The sequence below is a fragment of the Microvirga sp. P4_G7 genome (genome assembly GCF_056401005.1).
Genome location: NZ_JBFUKD010000678.1, coordinates 1 through 1924 on the forward strand (window position 1 = coordinate 1; position 1924 = coordinate 1924).

At 62.2% G+C, this 1924-nt stretch carries 2 protein-coding genes; both read left to right on the forward strand.

Annotation, left to right across the window (positions count from 1 at the left end; translation table 11 throughout):
* Positions 1-1594: ABC transporter ATP-binding protein (locus AC1DT3_RS19445; RefSeq protein WP_477466858.1), on the forward strand; the 1594-nt coding region annotated here is incomplete at its 5' end.
* A 193-nt stretch (positions 1595-1787) separates the two neighbouring features.
* Positions 1788-1924: ubiquinol-cytochrome c reductase iron-sulfur subunit N-terminal domain-containing protein (locus AC1DT3_RS19450; RefSeq protein WP_477466859.1), on the forward strand; the 137-nt coding region annotated here is incomplete at its 3' end.

Here is a 1924-nt window from a genome sequence, read left to right on the forward strand (position 1 = left end):
CCTTGCCGTCGGCGCCCTGATCCTTTTCCTGCGGCCGGTTCTCCTGTTCGTCCACGAGACCATCACCAATCAAATCATGGTGCCGCAGAGCACGGCGATGATCCGCTGGCGCACCCACCTCTATACGCTCGGGCACGCCGTCAGCTATTTCCAGGCCGACTTCGCGGGGCGGCTCGCGAACCGGATCACGCAGGCGGGTCCGGCCATCCGCGAAATCGCCGTCACGCTGCTCGATACGCTGCTTTACGTGGCGATCTTCGCCTTCACMGCACTCGGGCTGTTCTCGAAGGTCAGCCCCTGGCTTGCCCTACCCATGGGGCTTTGGATCGCGGGTTATGCGCTCTTGCTGCGGTATTTCGTGCCGCGGGCCCAGAAGCGGTCTCTCAAGGTGGCCGATACGCGGTCTGTGTTCGTTGGGCGCATCGTCGACAGCTACACCAACATCTTGACAGTGAAGCTCTTTGCCCGTGGGGCCGAGGAACGATCCGCGGTTCACGCGGCCCTCCTGGCACACACCAACGCCTTCCTCAATTCCTTCCGACTCATCACGAGTGTGACGGGCATCCTGGCCTTCATGAACAGTGCCCTTCTCGTGGCGACGGGCGCGTTGTCCATCTTCCTTTGGACCAAGGGGGCCATGACGAGCGGTGAGGCGGCTACTGGGCTCGCACTCGTGATGCGCATTCTGGCCATGTCGGGCTGGGTGATGCAGACGGTTCGCGGGGTGTTCGAGAACATCGGCGTCGTTCAGGAAAGCATGGAGACCATCGCCCGCCCACACGGGATCGTGGACGTGCCGGGCGCGAAGCCACTTCGGGTTCCCGCCGGCGAGGTACGTTTCGACGACGTCTCGTTCCATTATGGCCGCGAAGGCGGCGTCATCGATCATCTCGACCTGACCATCAAGCCTGGCGAAAAGGTCGGGCTTGTCGGGTTGAGCGGGGCGGGGAAGACCACGATCATTTCCCTGCTGTTGCGGCTTCATGACCTTCAGAGTGGCGCGATTCGCATCGACGGACAGAATGTCGCGGATGTGACGCAGGACAGTCTCCGTCAGGCCATAGCGGTGGTCACGCAGGATACGTCGCTGCTTCATCGCTCCATCCGTGACAACATCGCTTATGGGCGACCGGATGCGACGGACGCCGAGATCGAGCAATCGGCGCGTCTGGCGCACGCTCACGAATTCATCCTCGATCTCGAAGACCATCGGGGTCGGCGCGGCTACGATGCGCATGTGGGGGAACGCGGTGTGAAGCTGTCCGGGGGACAGCGCCAAAGGGTCGCCATTGCCCGGGTCATTCTGAAGAACGCACCGATTCTCGTGCTGGACGAGGCAACATCCGCACTCGATTCAGAGGTCGAGGCGGCGATCCAGGAAGCGTTGTCGACCTTGATGAAGGGCAAGACGGTCATCGCGGTCGCCCATCGCCTCTCCACGATCGCCGCTCTCGATCGGCTGGTGGTCATCGACGGCGGGCGCATCCTCGAAGAGGGCACGCATGCCGAGCTGCTGAGCCGGGGCGGACTTTATGCCAGGTTGTGGCAGCGGCAATCCGGAGGCTTCCTGGGCCATAATGCGCCTGTGTTTTGACACTTTCAGGCTGGAACATCTCCAATCCACCTATGGACAGGCGGGCTTGACCGTGCCAAAGAGCCCCTGCGTGGCGACGCCCAGTCGCATTGCGCGCGCGTTGGCGCGTATGCTTGTTCCAAAGCTGAGCAGCGTGCCTGAAATCCTGGTGTTTTCCGGGATCGAAAGATGCGCGGTTCTCGTTTGTTGACGTATGCTGGAGAGCCAAGTGGCCGAGACCACCACTGCCGCCGTTGAGCCGACACGGCGCGATTTTCTGTTCATCGCCACTGGCGCAGCCACCGCTATCGGTGGCGCTATGGTGGTATGGCCCTTTATTCAGTCGATGGC